Origin of the sequence: Arthrobacter ramosus (assembly GCF_039535095.1) — a bacterium.
GTDB classification, from domain to species: domain Bacteria; phylum Actinomycetota; class Actinomycetes; order Actinomycetales; family Micrococcaceae; genus Arthrobacter; species Arthrobacter ramosus.
The window spans coordinates 3,829,902-3,850,057 of the sequence record NZ_BAAAWN010000001.1; the positions used below are offsets into that span (position 1 = coordinate 3,829,902).

The window sequence follows — 20,156 nt, forward strand, 5'->3', positions numbered from 1 at the left end:
CGCGCCGGTGAACCCCCGGAAGTCAGTGCATTCCGAAGCGGTAGCTGGCAGGCACCGGCTCCCCGGGGCACACTTCCTGCCACAAGGCGGCGATCCCGTCCTCACCTTCCCGGATGTCCGGTATTTCGACGCCGTCCCGCAACATCCGTGCGGCCTCCTCGCCTCTGCCGACCCCCGCGAAGGCGAGCGCCGTCAGGAAGCGGACGCGCCCGACGTCGGACATTCCGGCAGGTGCCTCGCTCGCCAAGGCGAGTGCTTGGGCGGAGTTCCCGTGCCGGATGCTGAGGGTCATGGCTTCGCTGAGCAAGGGGAGGTTGGAGGGCTCCAACCGGCTCGCTGCGGCAAGTCCAGCCAAGCCTTCGTCGGCCTTGTTGGTGGCAAGCAGCGCAAGGGCCCGGCCCCGGTGGGCGAGGACCCTGGAACGTGGCGAGAGGGCGTTGGCCATCAAGGCGGCGTCGTATCCGGCGATCGCACCGGCGAGGTCCTGGCGGGCGTGCTTCATCGTGGCCAGGTGGAACTGCGCTTCCGCTCCGCCATCCTTTGCCAGCAGCTCTTCCCAATCGGCTCCAGCCACGAAGCTCCCGGCGCCCAGGAAGCTCGCTCCATCCAGCAGGCTGTGCCAGGGGCCTGTTTCCTCGATCGCGTCAGGGGTTGCGTCATCGGCGAAGGGAGTGCCGCTTTCGTCCAGCCACCCGCGGCCTGAGTGTCGCCGTCGGGCACTCTCCAAAGCACCCCAAGAACTGCCGCGCACCAGCATCTCGTCCGGAGGCAGCGCATAGTTCCGCGCGGCTTCGGCGAGGGCGACTTCGAGCTCCGCGTCCGGGACGAGGTCTTCGAGCCGGGCGCTGGCGTGGGTCACGGCCGCGTCCCAATCCTCGCCGTGGGAGGTTGCGGGATCCAGCTTCGCGTTGCCGTAGGCCTCCACCCAGCTCCACTCCGCGCCGGCAGGCATGGCCAGGTGCTCGAACTGGGTTTGCGCCAGACCGGCCTGGATCTCCGCGTAGGGGCCGGCCCCAGGACTGAGCCATTCCTGCCAGCGCTTCCCGCCGTCGCCCTGGCCCCAGACGAACAGCTTCTTCCCGCGCAGGAGGCTGGTGGACAGCATGGCCAGGCCGTCGCCGTCGTGGTCTACCGCAGCGATCCAATGCCGGTGCCCAGGCTGGATGTCGAAGAAGAAATCCGCCGCGTGCGGGCTGTTGACCAGCCATGTGGCATCGGTGCCTTGGTGTTCCGTGGGCCGGACGCGGGCGATGTCGGTGGTGTAATCGCTGCCGAAAGCCTCCGCGGCGGGTGCGATCACGCGCGTTTCCGCCGTCTCGGGAACGGCGGCGTTGCTCCACCAGTAAATGGGGACCTCGTGGTCATGGGGGTTCCGGATCCGGACCGCCGTGAGGAGGACGTCCGAGTCCTCCGGAAGCCACATGTCTACTTGGAAAACCACCTCGCGGAGGCGTTCGAACTCCCACATGCGCAGGACGTCGTGGCCCTCGGGTGTCTTGACGATGGCTGTGTGCACCGGATCGCAAGTCGTGGGCGAGTGCCCGCGGGTGCCGATGTTCCATTCGAGCCCGCCGGCGAACCATGCCTTGCGCAGAGCGATGTTGGCGAACTGCAGGGTCCCGTGGGTGTGGAGGAGTTGCTTTCCCGACGCCTTGTCGAAGAGCTCCCACAGCCGGCCGCCCAACGTGGGGAGCACAACGGCACGCAGTTTGCTGTTTTCAAGTACGACGGCGGGCACGTCGTGGGCGGTCCGCTCGCGCGAGTAACCATCCTGCATCAAGTACGGGAACATGTTCGGCACTTGCCCGTAGCGGGCCGCAGCCTGCAGTTCCTCCGGGACGCCGTCGCCGATTCTGTATGGCTGGTCCAGTTCTGCCGTGACGACTGGCAACGGGCTATTGGGGCCCAACTCCGCCATGTTCAGGGTGATGGTGGAGAGGCTCAGGTTTTGCATCTTTATGACTCCTGGAGGCTATTTTCGATCGCAATGCTTCACCCATCTTTGACCCAAGTCACCCCTGTGTAAAGGGAACCACCCAACTAGCTCGCACTTAATGTCGTTATGAGGGCTGATAACGACATTAAGTGCCAGTTAGTTGGGATGTCACCGGGTGGCGGCGCGCGCGGCCCTGACAAGATCCCGGTTGGTGACCATGTACGCCGTCGGGTCTGAAGCATCCGGCGAATCGAGGGCATTGGCCCGGTTCTTCCGCGTGGAAACCGTGGCCTTGGCTGACAAATGGACCGCGCTCAGTCCTGCCGCGTGCAGTGCCGGGATATCGTCCAGGGCGAGTCCGCCGCCTGCCATGACTTCAAGCCGCCCCGCCGCACGCTGGACCATGCGCTCGAGGGTCGCGATTCCCGCCCCCACCGTGGCGGCGCCCCCGGAGCTGAGCACCCGGGTGAATCCAAGTTCCACGAGCTGCTCGACGGCGGCCGCCGGGTCCGGGGTTTGGTCGATGGCCCGGTGGAATGTCAGTTGGGCGTCGGGGTTGGTCTCCAAGGCCGTGTCTGCGAGCCTCCGAGTGACCCGGACGTCGATAGCACCGGAGGCCGTGAGGACTCCGATCACCACTCCATGAGCCCCTTGGGCGAGGAGGAACCGTATCTCGCGATCCATGGTGTCCACATCGGCGTCGGAGTACAGGAAATCTCCCGGCCGACTACGGATCAATGGGTGGATCTCCAGCCGTCCGTCGGCAGCTTCCTGTGCGGCTTCCATCAGCCCTTGGCTCGGGGTCAGTCCCCCGAGCTCCAAGGCGCTGCAAAGTTCAATCCGGTCCGCGCCCTCTTCGGCGGCAACGGCAGCGCCCTGGGCACCGACGGCGACGATCTCGAGTTTCATGGGGAAACTCTACGGCCACTGGGAGTGCCGAGATCGTGGGTGTGGCCCGCGAGCTGCGTTCGGGAACGCAGTCCACGGCCCGCACCCACGATCTCGAGCGGACAGGAGCGGACCGGAGCTAGGGCCGATAGGGCGCCAACTGTTCCTTCTGCTCGGGAGTGAGCCTGCGGACGCGGCCCGTGGACTCGTCGACGAATGCCAGATGGGTACTGGCGTTGACGCAGTCCTGGCCGGTCACGGGATCCTTGATCACGTAATGGAGGTCAAAACTTGCCCCCTTCACGGCGCCCACCCAGATCTCAACCACTGCCGGAATGTTCCGGTATTCCAAGGTCCGGACGTACCGGACCTTGTGCTCCACCACAAGGGTCATGACCCCGTCTTCAACGGAGTCGAAAACGGAGACCGGCGGTTCCACCCCGGGCAGTCCGGCACCGCGGGGCGGACCGAAGGCTGCGATGCGAGCCTCCTCGAGCATGCGCACGATCTGGACGTTGTTGATGTGCCCGTAAGCGTCCATGTCTCCCCAACGCATTGGCACCAGCACCGTGATGCGCTGGGCGGGGGCTGTCTCCGGAGTTTCCGTAGCGTTCGGATCCTCCCCGGCCGCTATTCCGGTATCCGCGCTCAGCTGTGCACCACCGTCGAGTCATCCACAACGGCTTCCCCGGCATCCTCACCAGCAAACTGCGACATGTAGAGGCGGTAGTACGCGCCCTGCGATGCGAGCAGTTGGTTGTGGTTGCCCTGCTCCACGATGCTGCCGTTTTCCATCACCAGGATGGTGTCGGCGTCGCGGATGGTGGACAAGCGGTGGGCGATGACAAAGCTGGTGCGATCCGTGCGGAGGGCAGCCATGGCCTTCTGCAACAGCAGCTCGGTGCGGGTGTCGACGGAGCTTGTGGCCTCGTCCAGGATCAACAGCGAGGGATCGGAAACGAAGGCCCGCGCGATGGTGATGAGCTGCTTTTCGCCCGCACTGACGTTGTTGCCTTCCTCGTCGATGATGGTCTGGTACCCATCCGGCAAGGCGCGCACGAAGCGGTCCACGTACGTGGCCTTGGCCGCCTCCATGATCTGTTCCTCGGTGGCGTCGAGGTTGCCGTACTTGATGTTGTCGTAAATGGTGCCGCCGAACAGCCAAGCGTCCTGAAGCACCATTCCCACCTTGGAGCGAAGCTCGGAACGGCTCAGCTCCTTGATGTCCACCCCGTCCAGGGTGATACGCCCCGAATTGAGCTCGTAGAACCGCATGATGAGGTTGACCAGGGTGGTCTTGCCCGCACCTGTGGGTCCGACAATCGCCACGGTGTGTCCAGGCTCCGCGCTGAGGGAAAGGCTCTCGATGAGCGCCTTGTCGGCAACATAGCTGAAGGACACGTTCTCGAACTCGACGTGGCCGTCCGTGCGCGGGGGCAGGTGACGGGCCGCGTTCTCCGGCATTTCCTCATCGGCATCCAGGAACTCGAAAACGCGCTCAGCGGAAGCCACACCGGACTGGAGCATGTTGGCCATGCCGGCGATCTGGCCGAGGGGCTGGGTGAATTCACGCGAGTACTGGATGAACGCCGTGGCGTCGCCAAGGCTCATGGAACCGGAAGCCACACGCAAACCACCGACGACGGCGATGCCCACGTAGCTGAGGTAGGAGACGAAGTTCATGGCCGGGAAAATGATCCCGGAAACGAACTGTGCCCCGAACGAGGCCTTGTAGAGGGCTTCGTTGCGTTCGTCGAAACGCTCCAGCATGTCCGCGTCACGCCCGAAGACCTTGACGAGCTCGTGGCCGGAGAACGATTCCTCGATCTGGCCGTTGAGCGAGCCGGTGTTCTTCCACTGGGCGGCGAAGAGCTTCTGGCTGCGCGAGCCGATCACGCCGGCAAGGACACCGGAGAGCGGCAAGGCCACCAGCGCGATCAGGGCGAGTTGCCAGGAAACGATGAACATCATGATGGTGATGCCGAAGACCGTCAGCACCGAGCTGACCAGCTGCGCGAACGCCTGCTGCAGCCCTTGCTGGACGTTGTCGACGTCGTTGGTCACGCGGGAGAGGATGTCACCGCGCTGGCGGGTGTCGAAGTAGTTCAGGGGCAAGCGGTTGAGCTTGGCCTGGACGTCGTTGCGGAGCCGGTTGATGACCTTCATGACGATCTTGTTCAGGATGTAGCCCTGGGCCCACAGGAAGATGTTGGCCACGAAGTACATCACAAGCACGATCGAGATCAGGAACGTGAGCTTGGAGAAGTTGATCCCGTTGGTGAGCTCCATCTTGGAGACCATGTCCGCGAAGTTGTTCTGGCCGGCCTGGCGGAGTCCTTCGGCGAAGGCCGCTTGGCTCACTCCGGGAGGCAATTGCTTGCCCATGACGCCGCCGAAGATGACGTCCATGGCGCTGCCGAGGATCTTCGGGGCGATGACGTTCAGGACGACGGAGACCACCACGAGGCCGATGACGAAGACCACCCCGGCAGCCTCCGGCTTGAGCAGCCCGAGGAGCCGCTTGGCCGACGGTCCGAAAGCCTTGGCCTTCTTGGCCGGCAGGTTGCCGAACATGCCGCCGTCGGCTTCGCCTGGCGTGTATTCGGTTTCCTCGATGTCGTCATCTTCCACGGCTGTTACGGCACCGGCTGCGGCTGCATCTTTTGCTTCCGCAGCTTCGCGGGCAGCCTTCGCTGCGTCGGCTTTCGCGGCCCAGCCGCGCTTTTGCTGATTCTGTTCGCTCATGCCACTTCCTCCGCGCTCAGCTGGGATTCGACGATCTCCTGGTACGTGGGTGATGTTTCCAAGAGTTCTTCATGGGTGCCGCGGTCAACGATTCTGCCGTTGTCCAGGACCAGGATCTGGTCCGCGTCCGCAATGGTCGAGACGCGCTGGGCCACGATGATGACCGTGGCATCCTGCGTCTTTTCCTTCAACGCCCTCCGAAGGCGGGCGTCCGTGGCCACATCCAAGGCCGAGAACGAGTCGTCAAAGAGGTAGACCGTGGGCTGCGTCACCAAGGCCCGGGCGATGCAGAGGCGCTGTCTCTGGCCGCCGGAGACGTTGGTGCCGCCCTGGGCCACCCGGCGGTTCAGGCCGGAGGACTTTTCCATGACGAAGTCCTTGGCCTGGGCAGTTTCCAGCGCATCCCAGAGTTCCTGGTCCGTCGCGTCGGTCTTGCCGAAGCGCAGGTTGTGCTCGATAGTTCCGGAGAACAAATACGGCTTCTGCGGCACGGTGGCCACGCGACTGGTGATTTCGTCGCGGTCCAGGCTGGTGACCGGGACGCCGTCGAGCAATACATCGCCTGACGCGACGTCGTACAGGCGCGGCAGGAGCGACACCAAGGTGGTCTTGCCTGCGCCGGTGGAGCCGATGATGGCGAGGGTCTGGCCCGGCTCCGCGGTGAAGGAAATGTTGCTCAACACGGGAGCTTCAGCGCCAGGGTATTTGAAAGTGACATCGCGGAATTCAACGCGACCCTTCTTTTCCGCGGGCGCTACGGGCGCCTTCGGATCGTGGATGGAGGGTTCGACGTCGAGGACCTCGCCGATGCGGTCCGCACACACGGAGGCGCGTGGGATCATCATGGCCATGAAGGTACCCATCATGACGGCCATGAGGATCTGCAGGAGGTATTGCAGGAAGGCAGTCAAGGAACCCACCTGCATGTTGCCCGCGTCCACCCTTTGACCGCCGAACCACAGCACTGCCGCCGTGGAAAGGTGCAGAATCATTCCGATGGCCGGGAACATCAAGACAAACAGGTTGCCGATCTTGACCGAAACCAAGGTGAGGTCCTTGTTGGCGTCGCCGAAGCGCTTGGCCTCGTACGGTTCACGAACGAAGGCACGGACCACGCGAATACCGATGATCTGTTCGCGAAGGACGCCGTTGATGACGTCGATCTTCTTCTGCATGGAGCGGAAGAGCGGCATGAGCCTGACCACGAGGTAACCAACCACGGCCACCAGGACGGGCACCGAGACCCAGACGAGCCACGAGAGGCTGAGGTCCTCGCGCAAGGCCATGATGATGCCGCCAACGCACATGATGGGCGTGGACACCATGAAGTTCAGGCCCATCAGCATGAGCATCTGGACTTGCTGGACGTCATTGGTGCCGCGGGTGATCAGCGTCGGTGCGCCGAAGCTGTTGACGTCCTTGGCCGAGAAGCTGCTGACCTTGCGGAAGACGTCCCTGCGCAAGTCGCGGCCCATGGCCATGGCCACGCGGGATCCGAAATAAACCCCTGCGATGGCCGCAATGACCTGGCCGAGCGCGACCGCGAGCATCAGGGCTCCGGTTTGCCAGATGTAGTTGGTATCCCCCCGGGATACCCCTTCATCGATGATTTTTGCGTTGAGGCTTGGAAGGTAAAGGGTGGCAATGGTAGACGCCAACTGGAAGATGATAACGGCCAGTATCTGCGGCAAATACGGCTTGGAGTAGCGCCGTATCAGGGTGACAAGCATGCCCACGGATCCTTAATGAGAGTGTGCGCGAATGAATTAATACATTGATAGCAGCAGGCGCTGACAGTATTAGTCCCTCAACTCTACGAAATCCGTTGCCTCAGCGAAATATCGATAGCCGAATATCATCCTTGCGGCGTAGCTGGGCGTTTAGCCCGCGTGCCGGCCGGTTTCCCCTGCCCTCGAGGCGTCGCCGGCGAGGAGCAGCAACGCAGCCCTTTCCTGGCGGCGGCGTTCACGCTTGAGTTCCCTGCGCAGCGCGGCCAACTCCTCGGCGATCCGGGACTGCTCGACGGCGGTGGCTTGCTGTTCGTGGACGCGGACCTGGAGCTCGCGCTGGGCCCTGCTTAGCTGAAGCTGTTGCTCGGCCAGCAAGCGTTGGGTGCGGGCAAGCTGGTCCTGGACCTCGCGCAGGCCGGCGGCAGGATCAGGACGTTCCTGCGTCAGGATCCGGGCAAACTCCAGGTCCAGGTCATCGTGCTCTTTCTCGGCTGCCGCACGGGCGCGGCTTGCGCCCAAGGGGGTGCCGCCGTCGTCGGCTGCTTGGGCGAACTCAGCGGATTCGACAACCGGAAGCGCGGAGGTGTCCAGAGTCATGCCGGCCTCGCCGGATGCGTTCGCCAACAGCTCCTTCTCCGGCGATGCATCCACGGTCTTCCGCAGCGGGACTTCCTTGATGAACAGCACGGCGATGAACGCGACCAGGGCAATGACTGCGGAGATCAGGAAGATCTGGGCGGTCGCGTCGCCATAGGCGGCACGCATGATGTCGCGGATCGGGGCCGGCAAGTCCGTCAGGTCCATGCTCGCGTTGCTGGAACCGCCGCTTACCGGGATGTGGGCAGCCGCGAGGCCCTGGGTGGCAAGGTCCTTGACGTGCGTGGCCATGATGGCACCGAGCACCGAAACGCCGATCGCACCGCCGACGGAGCGGAAGAACGCCACGGACGCGCTGGCCGTGCCGATGTCCTGGGCGCGGACGGTGTTCTGGACCGCGAGGACCAGGTTCTGCATCAGCAAGCCAAGGCCCAGGCCGAAGATGGCGGTGTAGCAGCAGGTGATCCACAGCGCCGTGGTGTGGTCGATGGTGCCGGTGAAGGCAAGGCCGCCAGCCAGCAGCACAGTACCCGCCAGGAGGAAGCGCTTCCACTTGCCGAAGCGGCTGATGAGCTGGCCGGAAGCCACCGAGCCCAAAAGGTTGCCCGCAATCATGGGCAGCGTCAGAAGGCCTGCCTCGGTGGGCGTGGCGCCACGGGCTACCTGGAAGTACTGGCCCAGGAAGGTGGAGGAGCTGAACATCGCGATACCCACGGCCACGGAGGCCAGGATCGCCAAAGCGGTGGTGCGCTGCGAGATGATCTTCAGCGGGATGATGGGCTGGGCCACTTTGGATTCGACCAGGACCAGCAGGGCCAGCAGAAGTACGCCGCCGCCGACCATGAGGGCGGACTGCCAGGAGATCCAGTCGTAGTAGTCCGGGTTGCCGGCGAAGGAAACCCAGATAAGGAGCAGGCTTACGCCCGAGGTCAGCAGGATGGAGCCGAGCCAGTCGATCTTGGCCGGGCGCTTGATGTGCTGGATCTTGAGGGTCACCTGGAGCAGGATGAGCGCGACGACGGCGAGCGGCACGCAGACGAAGAACGTCCAGCGCCAGCCGAGCGGGCTGTCAACGATGAAGCCGCCGAGGAGCGGGCCGCCTGCTGTACCGACCGCCATGACTGCGCCCATGTAGCCCGAGTACTTGCCACGGTCCCGCGGCGGAATCATGGTGCCGATGATCGCTTGGGCCAGAGCGGTGAGGCCGCCCAAGGCGATGCCCTGGATGACGCGGGCGGTCAGCAGGAAGGGAATGCTCATGGAGAAGCCGGCCATGACCGAGCCGGCCACGAAAATCACGATGCTCAGCTGGACCAGGAGCTTCTTGTCGAAGAGGTCGGCGAGCTTGCCCCAGATGGGCGTGGTGGCGGCGTTGGCCAGAAGCGCGGCCGTGATGACCCACGCGAAGTCTGTTTGGGTGCCGTGGAGATCGGACATGATGGTCGGCAGGGCGTTGGCCACGATGGTGCTGCTCAGGATAGCGGTGAAGAATGCCGCGAGGAGGCCCGTCAAGGCCTCCATGATCTGGCGGTGCGTCATGGGCGCGGATGACGCCGGCACCGCCGTCGAACGTTCTTGTATTCGGGTTGCCATTGCTGCTGCTCCTAAGCTGTGTGGTTCGAGTGGTGGGAGCCGGCCGCCGTTGCCCGGACTGAGTGGTTGAGTGATGTGGTCAATTTCTCGAGGACCTGCCCTGCCTCCAGGGCGTCTTCCTCGCTCCACTCCGCGAGGTAGGCGCGTAAATTGAGGCTGCGCTGTTCTTCGAAGTCCCGGACCTTCTCAATCCCGGTTTCGGACAAGGCCACCAATTGTGCCCGCCCATCGGCGGGATCGGGGCGCCGGACCACCAGACCGAGTTCCTCCAGTTCGGCGATGTGCCTGCTGAGGACCGGGGGGCTGACCCCGAGGCGGGAGGCAAGCTTCGTGGCCCGGGACTCCCCTTCGCCGATGAAGCGCATGACGCCCTGCAGGGCGAATCCGACGTCGGCATCCTTTGCGATGTTCGCGGTCACGATGCAACGCAGTACCCGCTGCAGATCGAAAATCTGATGGACGAGTTCGGTTGCTGTGCTGGATGCGACAGCCATGGAAGACACCTCACTTTTGTTTGCCTAAAGCAACTATACGCCAAAATGATTGCTTTGGGAAACTAATGATGTGTGAGGTGCGTTAAACACCAAGCGCGAACTGGCAGGTAATGCCCTCATCTTTCGAAAAACGGGTCATTATCTGCCAGCTCGCGCTGGGGTGTGAAGCGTCTGGAGTGTCAGTCGCCCAAGTGCGTGGGGCCGAACATCTTCAGGAGGGTTTCAACCACGACGACGTTGGGGCCGTCCGCGGCGAAGCTTTCCTTGAGCGCGTCCCCGACGTCGCCCGGGGCCACTCTGCGGGCCGGGACGCCGAAGGCCTCGGCGAGCTTGACGAAGTCCGGGCGGGCGAGCTCGGTTGCCGTGGCCTTGCCGAAGGCACCTACCATGTATTCGCGCAGGATGCCGTAGCCGCCGTCGTCCACGATCAGCCACGTGACCGGGACGTTGTGCTGCTTGGCGGTGGCCAGCTCGGAGATCGAGTACATGGAGGATCCATCGCCGGAGACCGCCAGCACGCGGCCGGGTTTGCCCACGGTTTCCAGTCCAACGGCACCGCCGATGGCCGCCGGGAAGCCGTAGCCGAGGCCCCCGGCGCCCTGGGCCGAGTGGAACTGGCCCTCGCGGGAATCCCAGCAGCTCCATCCCCAGTACGCGGAGATCGTCATGTCCCAGAAGGTCTGCATGTCCGCCGGAACGGCTTCGCGGATGTCGGCCATGAACTTCAGTTCCTTGCCGAGGTCCTGCTCTTCAAGTCGAGCCCTGACCTTGGCCAGGGACTCCTTGACGAGGTCCTCGGGAGTCGTGCCGTGCCAGTCCGGCGCCGCCGCCGTCGCAGACAGTGCCTCATCCAAGGCAGAATCGAGGGCGGCAAGGGCCTGGCCGGCGTCAGCGCGGATGCCCAGGCCGGGCCGGTTGGACTCCAGGACCCGGGGTTCGGCGTCGATCTGGATGATGCGCCCGCGCGGCTCGAAGGTGAAGTAGTTGGACGTCACCTCGCCCAGGGAGGAACCGATGACGATCAGCACGTCGGCGTCCTCGAGGACATCGGTCATGTGGCGGTCTTCGATCCAGGACTGCATGGACAGCTCGTGGGTCCACGGGAACGCCCCGTTGCCACCGGGCGTGCAGATCACCGGGGCGCGGAGTTTCTCGGCGATCGACAAGAGCGACTTCTCGGCCCTGCCACGGCGCGTGCCGCCGCCGGCGATGATCGCCGGACGCTCCGCCGTCGAGAGCCATTTGACGGCTTCGCGGATCAGCTCCACGCGCGGCGGGTTGTCGGCCGCTTCGGCGAGGGCGTCCTCCACCGGCGGGACCATGATGGGGTCCAGGAGCACGTTCTGCGGAATTTCGATCCACACCGGGCCCTGGGGAGAGGAAATGGCCTCGGTCCAGGCATCCTGGATGGCCGAGGGAATCCCGGACGCGTGCTGGATGAGGCGTTGGCTCTTGGTGACGTTCGCGGCAGAGGCCTTCTGGTCATCGAGCTGGTGCAGCATGCCCTTCCGGCGCGCCCCCAGGCCCTCCAAGGGGATCTGGCTCGCCACGACCACCATCGGCACGCCGGTGGCATACGCTTCCTGCAGGCCGGCCAAGGACGTCAACGCGCCGGGACCGGTGGACAGGAACAGCACTCCGACCTCGCCCGTGGCACGGGAATACCCGTCCGCGGCGAAAGCCGAGTTGTTCTCCACGCGGGAGGACACGAAGTGCAGATTGCCGCGGCCCATGGCGTCGAACAGGCCCAGGGCGTGCTGGCCCGGGATCCCGAAGACCGTCTTGGCACCGAGCGCTTCAAGGGTCTCGACGACGAGGTCGCCGCCATTGCGCTGATCCGTCACTTCGTGACCGCCGGGGCGAAACCGGCCGGGCGCCGGGATTCCTGGCCAAGGGCCTGGGTGGCGTAGCCGTTCAGGGCGCCGTGGCGGTTGCCTTCGACGGCGTTGTCCGCCATGAGGGTGACGAGCTCGTAGGCAACATGGCTGGCAGCGACACCGGTGATCTCAGCGTGGTCATATGCCGGGGCGACCTCGACGATGTCTGCGCCCACGAGGTTCATGCCACGGAACCCGCGGATGATTTCGAGGAGCTCGCGGCTGGTGATGCCACCGGCTTCAGGCGTGCCGGTACCCGGAGCGTGGGCCGGATCCAGGACGTCGATGTCCACGGAAATGTACAGCGGACGGTTGCCGATGCGGTCGCGGATCTTGGCCACCGTTTCGAGGACGCCTTGGTAGTAGACGTCCGCCGAGGTGACGATGCCGAAGCCGAAGCGGTGGTCGTCGTCGAGGTCCTTCTTGCCGTAAAGCGGGCCGCGGGTACCGACGTGGCTGATGGCCTCGGTATCCAGGATGCCCTCTTCGACGGCGCGGCGGAACGGGGTGCCGTGCGTGTACTCGGCACCGAAGTAGGTATCCCAGGTGTCCAGGTGGGCGTCGAAGTGCAGCATGGCAACAGGCTCGCCGGCGCGTTCGGCGGCGGCGCGGAGCAGCGGCAGGGCAATGGTGTGGTCGCCACCGAGCGTCACGAGCTTGCTTCCGTTGGCGGTCAGGTCCAGCGCGTTCTGCTGGATGGTCTCGATGGCCTCGTTGATGTTGAACGGGTTCACGGCCATGTCGCCAGCGTCGGCAACCTGGATGTTCTCAAAGGGGCTGACGTCCCAGGCCGGGTTGTACGGGCGCAGCAAACGGCTGGCTTCACGCACATGGTTGGCGCCGAAGCGGGCGCCGGGGCGGTAAGAAACACCGGAGTCGAAGGGGACACCGACCACCGTGACATTGGCCTTGGAAACCTGGTCCAGGCGCGGCAAGCGGGCATAGGTGGCAGCACCGGCATAGCGTGGGATTCGGGCCGAATCAATGGGACCAAGGTTGCCGTTGGCCTCAATACGAAGCTCTTCCAAAATGCGCCACTCCTTTGTGAATAGGTGGGATCGGACAGTGACTGTGACACCAATCATACACTCAAAGTTGCCTTATATGCATCACTTGTTTACGCCGCTCACATGCCAAATGCCTTGAATGTGTCTGCCGGGAAGTGACCCCCCTCACAAGGGGCGTAAAGATTCCATAAAGACGGGCAACCCCTACCAGACGCCCCCGTACGCTCCATCTGGAGCAGCTTCCAGGCTGCGCGAAAGGACCCATGTGACAACGCTGACCAGGCCGCCTGCCGATCCCTCTGACCGGCGCAAGCCCGCGGGCGAATTCAAACAGGGGCAATTGAAACGATGGTTGCTCGACGGAATGCCCGAGACGTCGGGAAAGCGCCAAGGTCCACACGGCAAACCGGACGAGGACCACACGCCCCAGGCCTGGTGGAAAGTCATGTGCCTCACCGGCGTCGACTACTTCTCCACCCTCGGCTACCAGCCCGCCATTGCGGCGCTCGCGGCCGGTATCGTCTCGCCGCTGGCCACGGTTGTCCTGGTCGCCGTCACCTTGCTCGGCGCCCTGCCGGTCTACCGCCGGGTCGCCGCCGAAAGCGCCCGCGGCGAAGGTTCCATCGCGATGCTCGAGCGGCTCCTCCCCCGCTGGGGCGGCAAACTCTTCGTGCTCGCCTTGCTGGGATTCGCCGCCACGGACTTCATGATCACCATGACCCTCTCCGCCGCGGATGCGAGCGCCCACGCCATCGAAAACCCCTTTGCCCCGGAATGGCTCCACGGCCAGGAAATCACCATTACCCTGGCGCTCATCGCCGGGCTTGGCGTGGTGTTCCTCAGGGGATTCAAGGAGGCCATCAACGTCGCCGTCGTGTTGGTGGGCGTCTATCTGGTGCTGAACGCCGTCGTCGTCGCGGTCGGCCTGGTGCACGTGGTGACCGAGGCACACGTGGTGACCGACTGGTGGGCCGCACTGAACCAGCAGCACGGAAACCCGTTGATCATGGTGGGGATCGCGCTCCTGGTCTTCCCGAAACTTGCCCTGGGCCTCTCAGGATTCGAGACGGGCGTCGCGGTCATGCCACAGATCAAGGGCAGCCCCAGCGACACGGAAGAAAATCCCGCGGGCCGCATCCGCGGCACCCACAAACTGCTCACGACGGCGGCACTCATCATGAGTGCCTTCCTGGTGGCCTCGAGCTTCATCACCACGTTCCTCATTCCGGCCGCTGAATTCCAGCCGGGAGGGAAAGCAAACGGACGAGCCCTCGCATTCCTTGCGCACCAATTCCTAGGTGACGGCTTCGGCACGGTCTATGACATCAGCACCATCGCCATCCTGTGGTTTGCGGGCGCCTCCGCCATGGCCGGCTTGCTGAACCTCGTGCCCCGCTACTTGCCGCGCTTCGGCATGGCCCCGGCGTGGACCAAAGCCGTCCGCCCGCTGGTACTGGTCTTCACCGCCGTTGCTTTCATCATCACGTTGGTCTTCGAGGCTAACGTTGAGGCCCAAGGCGGCGCCTACGCCACCGGCGTCCTGGTCCTCATGACCTCGGCCTCGATCGCGGTCACCCTGTCCGCGCGCCGGAAGAAGCAGAAGGGCAAGACCATCGCTTTCGGCGTGGTGGCGGTCGTCTTCGCTTACACCACCGTGGCCAACGTCGTGGAACGTCCGGACGGCATCCGGATCGCGGCCCTGTTCATCCTTGGCATTGTCCTGGTGAGCTTCGCGTCGCGGGTACGCCGGTCCTTCGAACTGCGGGCCACACACATCAAGATGGACCAAATGGCACTCGAGTTCACGGCCTCGAACGAGGAAGGCCCTATCCGGATCATCGCCCACGAGCCCAAGCGGCTGAGCGCCGACCGGTACCAGTTGAAGCTGCAGCATGCCCAGCAAGCCAACCACTTGCCGGTAGACAGCCACGCGATCTTCATCGAGATCATCGTGGACGACAGCTCCGACTTCGAGCAGGAACTCCTCGTGGAAGGCAAGCGCCGCCACGGCTTCAAGATCCTGGAGGTTCACAGCAACAACGTGCCCAACACGCTCGCCGCGGTGCTACTCCACATCCGGGACGTCACGGGACTCATGCCGCATATCTATTTCCGCTGGACCGAAGGCAACCCCATCGCCAACCTGAGCAAGTTCCTCTTCTTCGGCGAGGGCGAGATCGCCCCGGTAACCCGGGAAGTGCTCCGTGAAGCCGAACCGGACATCACGCGCAGGCCGTGGGTGCACGTGGGCTGAACATGGCAGTGTTGGTGCCGCTCCCCGCGGAGCGGCACCAACACAGTCTTTTCTAGCTGATCGCCTTAGCTGATCGCGGAGGCGCCGCGCTCCCCTGTCCGGACTCGCACCGCCTGGGAAACCTCGATGGTCCAGATTTTGCCGTCCCCGAACTGGCCGGTACTGGCGCCGGAGATGACGGCGTCCACTATTCCGTCCACCAGCTCGTCCGTAGCCAGGACCTCCACCCGGATCTTGGGAAGGAGATCGGAGTTGTATTCCGCGCCCCGGTACACCTCGATGTAGCCCCGTTGTTGGCCATATCCGTTCGCTTGGCTCACGGTCATCCCGTTGACTCCAAAGCGTTCCAGGGCTTCCCGGACCTCGTCGATCCGCTCCGGCCTCACGATGGCCGTCACCAATTTCACGTCGACGCCTTGCTGCGCATCCGATCTGTTTTCCCGTTAGAGCTAGTTTCTGGTTCACCGCTGGAAGACGGGGTTTTGCCGTTCTGTGGTTCCCCGGGATTGAAGGACCCGCCAACCATGGCCAGCTCGTAGGCGGTTTCCGCGTGCTCGGTGATGTCGATGCCCGTCAGCTCTTCGTGTTCCTTGACGCGCATGCCCACTGTCTTGTGGATGGCCAGCCCGATGAGCGTCGTCATGATCGCCGTCCACGCGGTGACCATCAGGGCCGTCAATATTTGGGGCCAGAATTGGGTCAGGCCGCCGCCGTAGAAGAGGCCGCCTTCAGTCTTTGCCGAGGGTACGGCGAAGAATCCGAGGGACAGGGTCCCCCACAGGCCGCCGACAAAGTGAACGGCAACAACGTCCAAGGAATCGTCCAGGCCGATCTTGAACTTCAGCCCGATGGCCAGTGCGCAGACGGCACCAGCGATGACGCCGATGACGATCGCGCCAATGGGATCCACGAATCCACAGGCCGGGGTGACCGCCACCAAGCCCGCGACGGCGCCGGACGCGGCACCGAGGGACGTCGCGTGGCCGTCGCGGAGCCTTTCGACAAGGAGCCAGCCGAGGAGCGCTGCGCTTGTGGCCAGGAGGGTATTTGTCCAGGCGAGTGCGGCGATTCCATCAGCGGCCAGTTCCGAACCGGCATTGAAGCCGAACCACCCGAACCACAGCAAGCCCGCCCCAAGCATCACGAAGGGAAGGTTGTGCGGCCGGATGTTGGGGTCCTTCATGAATCCGAGCCGTTTGCCGAGCACGACTGCGAGCATCAGCCCGGCCATGCCCGCGTTCATGTGGACAACGGTGCCACCGGCAAAGTCGAGGGCTGAGATCTTGCTGCCGATGATCCCGGTGGATCCGAAGAGGCCGCCACCCCAGACCCAGTGGGCAATGGGAGCGTAGACGATGGTGACCCAAAGGCCGGCAAACAACAGCCACGGGCCAAACCTGACACGTTCGGCCACCGCGCCACTGATCAATGCGACCGTAATGATGGCGAAGGTGGCTTGGAATCCTATGAAGACCATGTCCGGCAAGCCCGGGGCTTTCCCGCCGATGACGCTGGCCAGTCCGCTGAGTCCGAAGTTCGCGAAGGGATCTCCGATGAAGCCGCCCAGGGTGTCCGGGCCGAAGGCGAGTCCGTAGCCCCACAGGGCCCAGACCACCGCGACCACGCCAATGGCTCCGAAGCTCATCATCATGATGTTGAGGACGGACTTCATCCTGACCAGGCCGCCGTAGAAGAACGCCAAACCTGGCGTCATGAGAAGGACGAGGGCGGAAGCTGCAAGCATCCAGGCTGTTGCGCCGGGATCCAGGGTCTGGGGGTTCACATCGAGCCCTACGCTGAAGAATACTGGGTTCATTTCGGGAGCCTTCCTGCATATACGGCGCTCCATGGCGCCCGCACGGCGAGACCATTTTTTAAAACGAACAGGTCCTGGTACCCCACGGGATACCGACCTTGACGAGTTGCCTTGACTCGAAGGTACAGTCGCCCTGTTTCAGCATTCCGCATGCATCATTTCAGGCACGTAACACCGCCGGCCCCAGGGTTAAATCCTGAAGTCAGTCATGTTTCAGGTGTGTTACACGCCGCGTGTCGGCCCCGTATGCCGGGTGTGCGCGGTGCCAGCGTCAGCGGCTGGCTGCCGGCACCAGGATCCAGAGCACCTCAACAGGCTCGTCCGTCGGATTGACCCAGGTGTGCGGCTCGCGGCCCGGGAAGGACAGCGTGTCTCCCTCTTCGAGCTCGTACTCCTCGTTGGTGAGGATCAATTTAATGCGGCCCTTGACAACGTGCAGGACGTCGACGTCGCAATCGACGGCGTAAAGCTCGGCTTCTCCCCGGCCGCGGGGCTCGATGGAGGCCTGCAGGATCTGCAACCTCCGTTCCGATCGGGCGGTCAGGAGCCGTTCCACGATTCCCTGGCCGCCGAGCGAAATCCGCGGCCCATCGTCGCGCCGGGTCAGATGGGTCTCCGGCGCGGCAAAAAGGTCCCCGATGGACACCGAAAGAACTTGGCAAAGCGTCACAAGGGAAGCGACCGACGGCGATGTCAGGTCACGCTCCACACGGCTCAGGAACCCTTTGGTCAGGCCGGTGGCGTCGGCAACCTGCTCGATGGTGAGCCGCTGCGATTGGCGTGCGGCACGGATTCTGGAACCGATGGCAACGGGGACGTTGCTCGGTTCAACGGGGAGAGCCTTCATTCACGAACCTTTCAGGCCGTTTATGCGGCCCTGTCATTGCAGCAATAGTAGCCGGATCGCCCGCGTGGCCGGGCCTTTGGCTAGCTAGAAGTCCGCCGATGAGTCCGCTCCGCAAAGCAGCGCCTTGACTGTTACTCGCATCACTACGTATCCTCATAGGCAACAAGTGTTGTTTGTGAGGCATACATCACAGACTACTCTCCCCAATCACCCGCGCAGAGACCTTCCGCGACCCGCAACGAAACCCAGCGGACGGGCGTCGGAATCCCCAGGAACTCTGCGCATCACTTTCAGGAGCCAACCGTGGACTCTTCGTTCATCAATATTGCGATCGTGGTGGTGTATTTGCTCGCCATGCTGGCCTTCGGCTGGTGGGGCAAGTCGCGCACCAAGAACAACAGCGACTTCCTGGTGGCAGGGCGCCGCCTCGGTCCGATGCTCTACACCGGCACCATGGCCGCCGTCGTCCTCGGCGGCGCATCGACGGTTGGCGGCGTCGGCCTCGGCTACAAGTTCGGCATATCCGGCATGTGGCTGGTAGTCGCCATCGGTTCGGGCGTCCTCCTCCTGAGCCTGCTTTTCGCCGGCACCATCCAGCGGTTGAAGATCTACACGGTCTCCCAGATGCTGAGCCTGCGTTACGGCCAGCGCGCCACGCAGACCTCCGGCATCGTCATGCTGGCCTACACCCTTATGTTGTGCGCCACGTCCACGGGCGCCTACGCCACCATCTTCGTCGTCCTCTTCGGCTGGGAGCGCTGGCTCGCCATCGCCGTCGGCGGCGCCATCGTCCTGGTCTACTCCACCATCGGCGGCATGTGGTCCATCACCCTCGCCGACCAGGTGCAGTTCATCATCAAGACGGTGGGCATCTTCTTTCTCATGCTCCCGTTCGTCCTTAACGCGGCAGGCGGCTTCGACGGCATCCGTGCCCGTGTTGACGCCAGCTTCTTCCAGTTGGACGGCATCGGAGCCCAGACGATCATCACGTACTTCGTGGTCTACACCCTGGGCTTGCTGATCGGCCAGGACATCTGGCAGCGCGTCTTCACTGCCAAGACCCCCAAGGTGGCCCGTTGGGGCGGCGCCACTGCCGGTGTCTACTGCGTCCTGTACGGCGTCGCCGGCGCTTTGATCGGCCTTGCCGCCCGCGTTGCCCTGCCCAACATCGACGTCAAGGCCCTTGGCAAGGACGTTGTCTACGCCGAGGTAGCCACCCACATCCTGCCGATCGGCATCGGCGGCCTCGTCATGGCGGCGGCAGTCGCGGCCATGATGTCCACCGCTTCCGGAGCCCTCATCGCCGCAGCCACCGTTGCCCGCGCCGACGTGGTCCCGTTCGTGGCCAGCTGGTTCGGCAAGACGATCAACACCGACGACACCGAAAACCCCGAGCACGACGTCAAGGCCAACCGGTACTGGGTCCTTGGCCTGGGCATCGTGGCCGTGTTGATCTCCATGGCGGCGCAAGACGTCGTCGTGGCCCTGACCATCGCCTACGACATCCTGGTGGGCGGCCTGCTGGTTGCTATCCTCGGTGGCTTGGTCTGGAAGCGTGGCACCGGTATTGCCGCGGCTTGGTCCATGGCGGTCGGGTCCATACTGACGCTGGGCCTGCTGATCGCTTACGCCACGGGAATCATCCCCAGTGAAGACGGCGTCTACGCCAACGATCCCATCTACTGGGGCCTCGGCGCCTCGCTCCTGGTCTACGTTGTGGTCTCCCTCCTGACGCCGCCAACCGAGCCCGCCGTCCGCGAAGCATGGGACCGCCGCGTTGCCGGGGCGGCCGTGGAGGAACTCCCCTTGGAAGTCCACCCGGTGGCCAGCCACTAAGCTTCACAGAGTCAAGTACAACGGCGGCGCCGCACCTTCTCCTTGGGAGGGTGCGGCGCCGCTGCTGCATGTACAGTAGGAAGAGCTTCAAGAGATGTGGTGCAAAGCTCCGACTTGCCACACGCCAACCCCATGTTCACGGGTGGTTCGGATGAAGAAGCGGCCCGGCTCGGACCAGAGACAACCGAACGGGCAAGAGCAACTCCACAGGAGAAGGCCATGCCTTTCGAAAACGGCGCCACAGCCGACCGCACCACCCACTCCGGCACCCTCTTGTTGCCCCGCCCCCGGCGGGTGGACGAGTTCGTCCGGGTGATTCCCGGCGTCGACCTCTCCCAAGGCTCCATCACGTTCGTGGTGGACGGAAACCTGGAACGCTATTGGCATCATGAGCCCCGGCTCATCACCGAAGCGCTTTCAAAAGCAGTCCAGCCCGCGCGCTGGTTCCCCGCGACACGGAAACTCACCCTTACGGTGGCGGCAACCGGGCACCGGGCGGGCGTGCAGAGGCACTTCATCCTGAGCGCGTTCTAGCT

General features: G+C 64.1%; 15 protein-coding genes and 1 riboswitch. Of the genes, 3 read left to right on the forward strand and 12 right to left on the reverse strand.

Annotated elements, in window-relative coordinates; translation table 11 throughout:
- Nucleotides 1-22 precede the first annotated feature (22 nt).
- From ABD742_RS17670 to speB, 9 genes are all read right to left on the reverse strand, one after another.
- On the reverse strand, nt 23-1,954 hold the full coding sequence (locus tag ABD742_RS17670) for a DUF5107 domain-containing protein (RefSeq protein ID WP_234753245.1): 1,932 nt from the start codon (nt 1,952-1,954) through the stop codon (nt 23-25).
- A 150-nt stretch (nt 1,955-2,104) separates the two neighbouring features.
- Nucleotides 2,105-2,845 carry a copper homeostasis protein CutC gene (locus ABD742_RS17675; RefSeq protein WP_234753244.1) on the reverse strand — a complete coding sequence of 247 codons (741 nt, stop codon included), beginning with the start codon at nt 2,843-2,845 and terminating at the stop codon, nt 2,105-2,107.
- Between the two features lie 118 nt (nt 2,846-2,963).
- On the reverse strand, nt 2,964-3,380 hold the full coding sequence (locus tag ABD742_RS17680) for an acyl-CoA thioesterase (protein ID WP_234753243.1): 417 nt from the start codon (nt 3,378-3,380) through the stop codon (nt 2,964-2,966).
- A gap of 92 nt (nt 3,381-3,472) precedes the next feature.
- Complete coding sequence (locus ABD742_RS17685; RefSeq protein ID WP_308193878.1) at nt 3,473-5,569, reverse strand: ABC transporter ATP-binding protein; 2,097 nt, start codon at nt 5,567-5,569, stop codon at nt 3,473-3,475.
- Nucleotides 5,566-7,299 (reverse strand): ABC transporter ATP-binding protein, encoded by a 1,734-nt coding sequence (locus ABD742_RS17690; protein WP_234753242.1) that lies wholly within the window; start codon nt 7,297-7,299, stop codon nt 5,566-5,568. Before ABD742_RS17690 ends, ABD742_RS17685 begins: the two co-directional genes overlap by 4 nt.
- A 150-nt stretch (nt 7,300-7,449) precedes the next feature.
- Complete coding sequence (locus ABD742_RS17695; protein ID WP_234753241.1) at nt 7,450-9,489, reverse strand: MFS transporter; 2,040 nt, start codon at nt 9,487-9,489, stop codon at nt 7,450-7,452.
- 11 nt (nt 9,490-9,500) lie between these two features.
- Nucleotides 9,501-9,983, reverse strand: a complete 483-nt coding sequence (locus ABD742_RS17700; protein ID WP_234753240.1) for a MarR family winged helix-turn-helix transcriptional regulator — start codon at nt 9,981-9,983, stop codon at nt 9,501-9,503.
- Between the two features lie 179 nt (nt 9,984-10,162).
- Nucleotides 10,163-11,827 (reverse strand): thiamine pyrophosphate-binding protein, encoded by a 1,665-nt coding sequence (locus ABD742_RS17705; RefSeq protein WP_234753239.1) that lies wholly within the window; start codon nt 11,825-11,827, stop codon nt 10,163-10,165.
- Nucleotides 11,824-12,888, reverse strand: coding sequence for an agmatinase (gene speB, locus ABD742_RS17710; RefSeq protein ID WP_234753238.1), 1,065 nt, complete (start codon nt 12,886-12,888; stop codon nt 11,824-11,826). The genes ABD742_RS17705 and speB overlap by 4 nt, the downstream gene beginning before the upstream one ends.
- 244 nt (nt 12,889-13,132) lie before the next feature.
- Here speB and ABD742_RS17715 point away from each other — a divergent pair, with 244 nt between their 5' ends.
- A complete protein-coding gene (locus ABD742_RS17715) occupies nt 13,133-15,121 on the forward strand; it encodes an APC family permease (RefSeq protein ID WP_344788665.1) in 1,989 nt (662 codons plus the stop codon).
- Between the two features lie 65 nt (nt 15,122-15,186).
- Here ABD742_RS17715 and ABD742_RS17720 read toward each other — a convergent pair whose 3' ends face one another.
- From ABD742_RS17720 to ABD742_RS17730, 3 genes are all read right to left on the reverse strand, one after another.
- On the reverse strand, nt 15,187-15,528 hold the full coding sequence (locus ABD742_RS17720; RefSeq protein WP_234753236.1) for a P-II family nitrogen regulator: 342 nt from the start codon (nt 15,526-15,528) through the stop codon (nt 15,187-15,189).
- Nucleotides 15,525-16,937 (reverse strand): ammonium transporter, encoded by a 1,413-nt coding sequence (locus ABD742_RS17725; protein WP_234753235.1) that lies wholly within the window; start codon nt 16,935-16,937, stop codon nt 15,525-15,527. The genes ABD742_RS17720 and ABD742_RS17725 overlap by 4 nt, the downstream gene beginning before the upstream one ends.
- A gap of 271 nt (nt 16,938-17,208) precedes the next feature.
- Nucleotides 17,209-17,784, reverse strand: coding sequence for a helix-turn-helix domain-containing protein (locus tag ABD742_RS17730; protein ID WP_059388136.1), 576 nt, complete (start codon nt 17,782-17,784; stop codon nt 17,209-17,211).
- Nucleotides 17,785-18,087: 303 nt separating this feature from the next.
- Here ABD742_RS17730 and ABD742_RS17735 point away from each other — a divergent pair, with 303 nt between their 5' ends.
- Entirely contained in the window at nt 18,088-19,620 is a 1,533-nt protein-coding gene (locus ABD742_RS17735; protein ID WP_234753234.1) for a sodium:solute symporter family protein, read from the forward strand.
- 85 nt (nt 19,621-19,705) lie between these two features.
- Nucleotides 19,706-19,825, forward strand: a riboswitch (SAM riboswitch).
- Between the two features lie 14 nt (nt 19,826-19,839).
- The gene (locus ABD742_RS17740; protein WP_234753233.1) at nt 19,840-20,154 is read left to right on the forward strand and encodes a hypothetical protein; all 315 of its coding nucleotides are present in this window, start codon (nt 19,840-19,842) and stop codon (nt 20,152-20,154) included.
- The last annotated feature ends 2 nt before the right edge of the window (nt 20,155-20,156 follow it).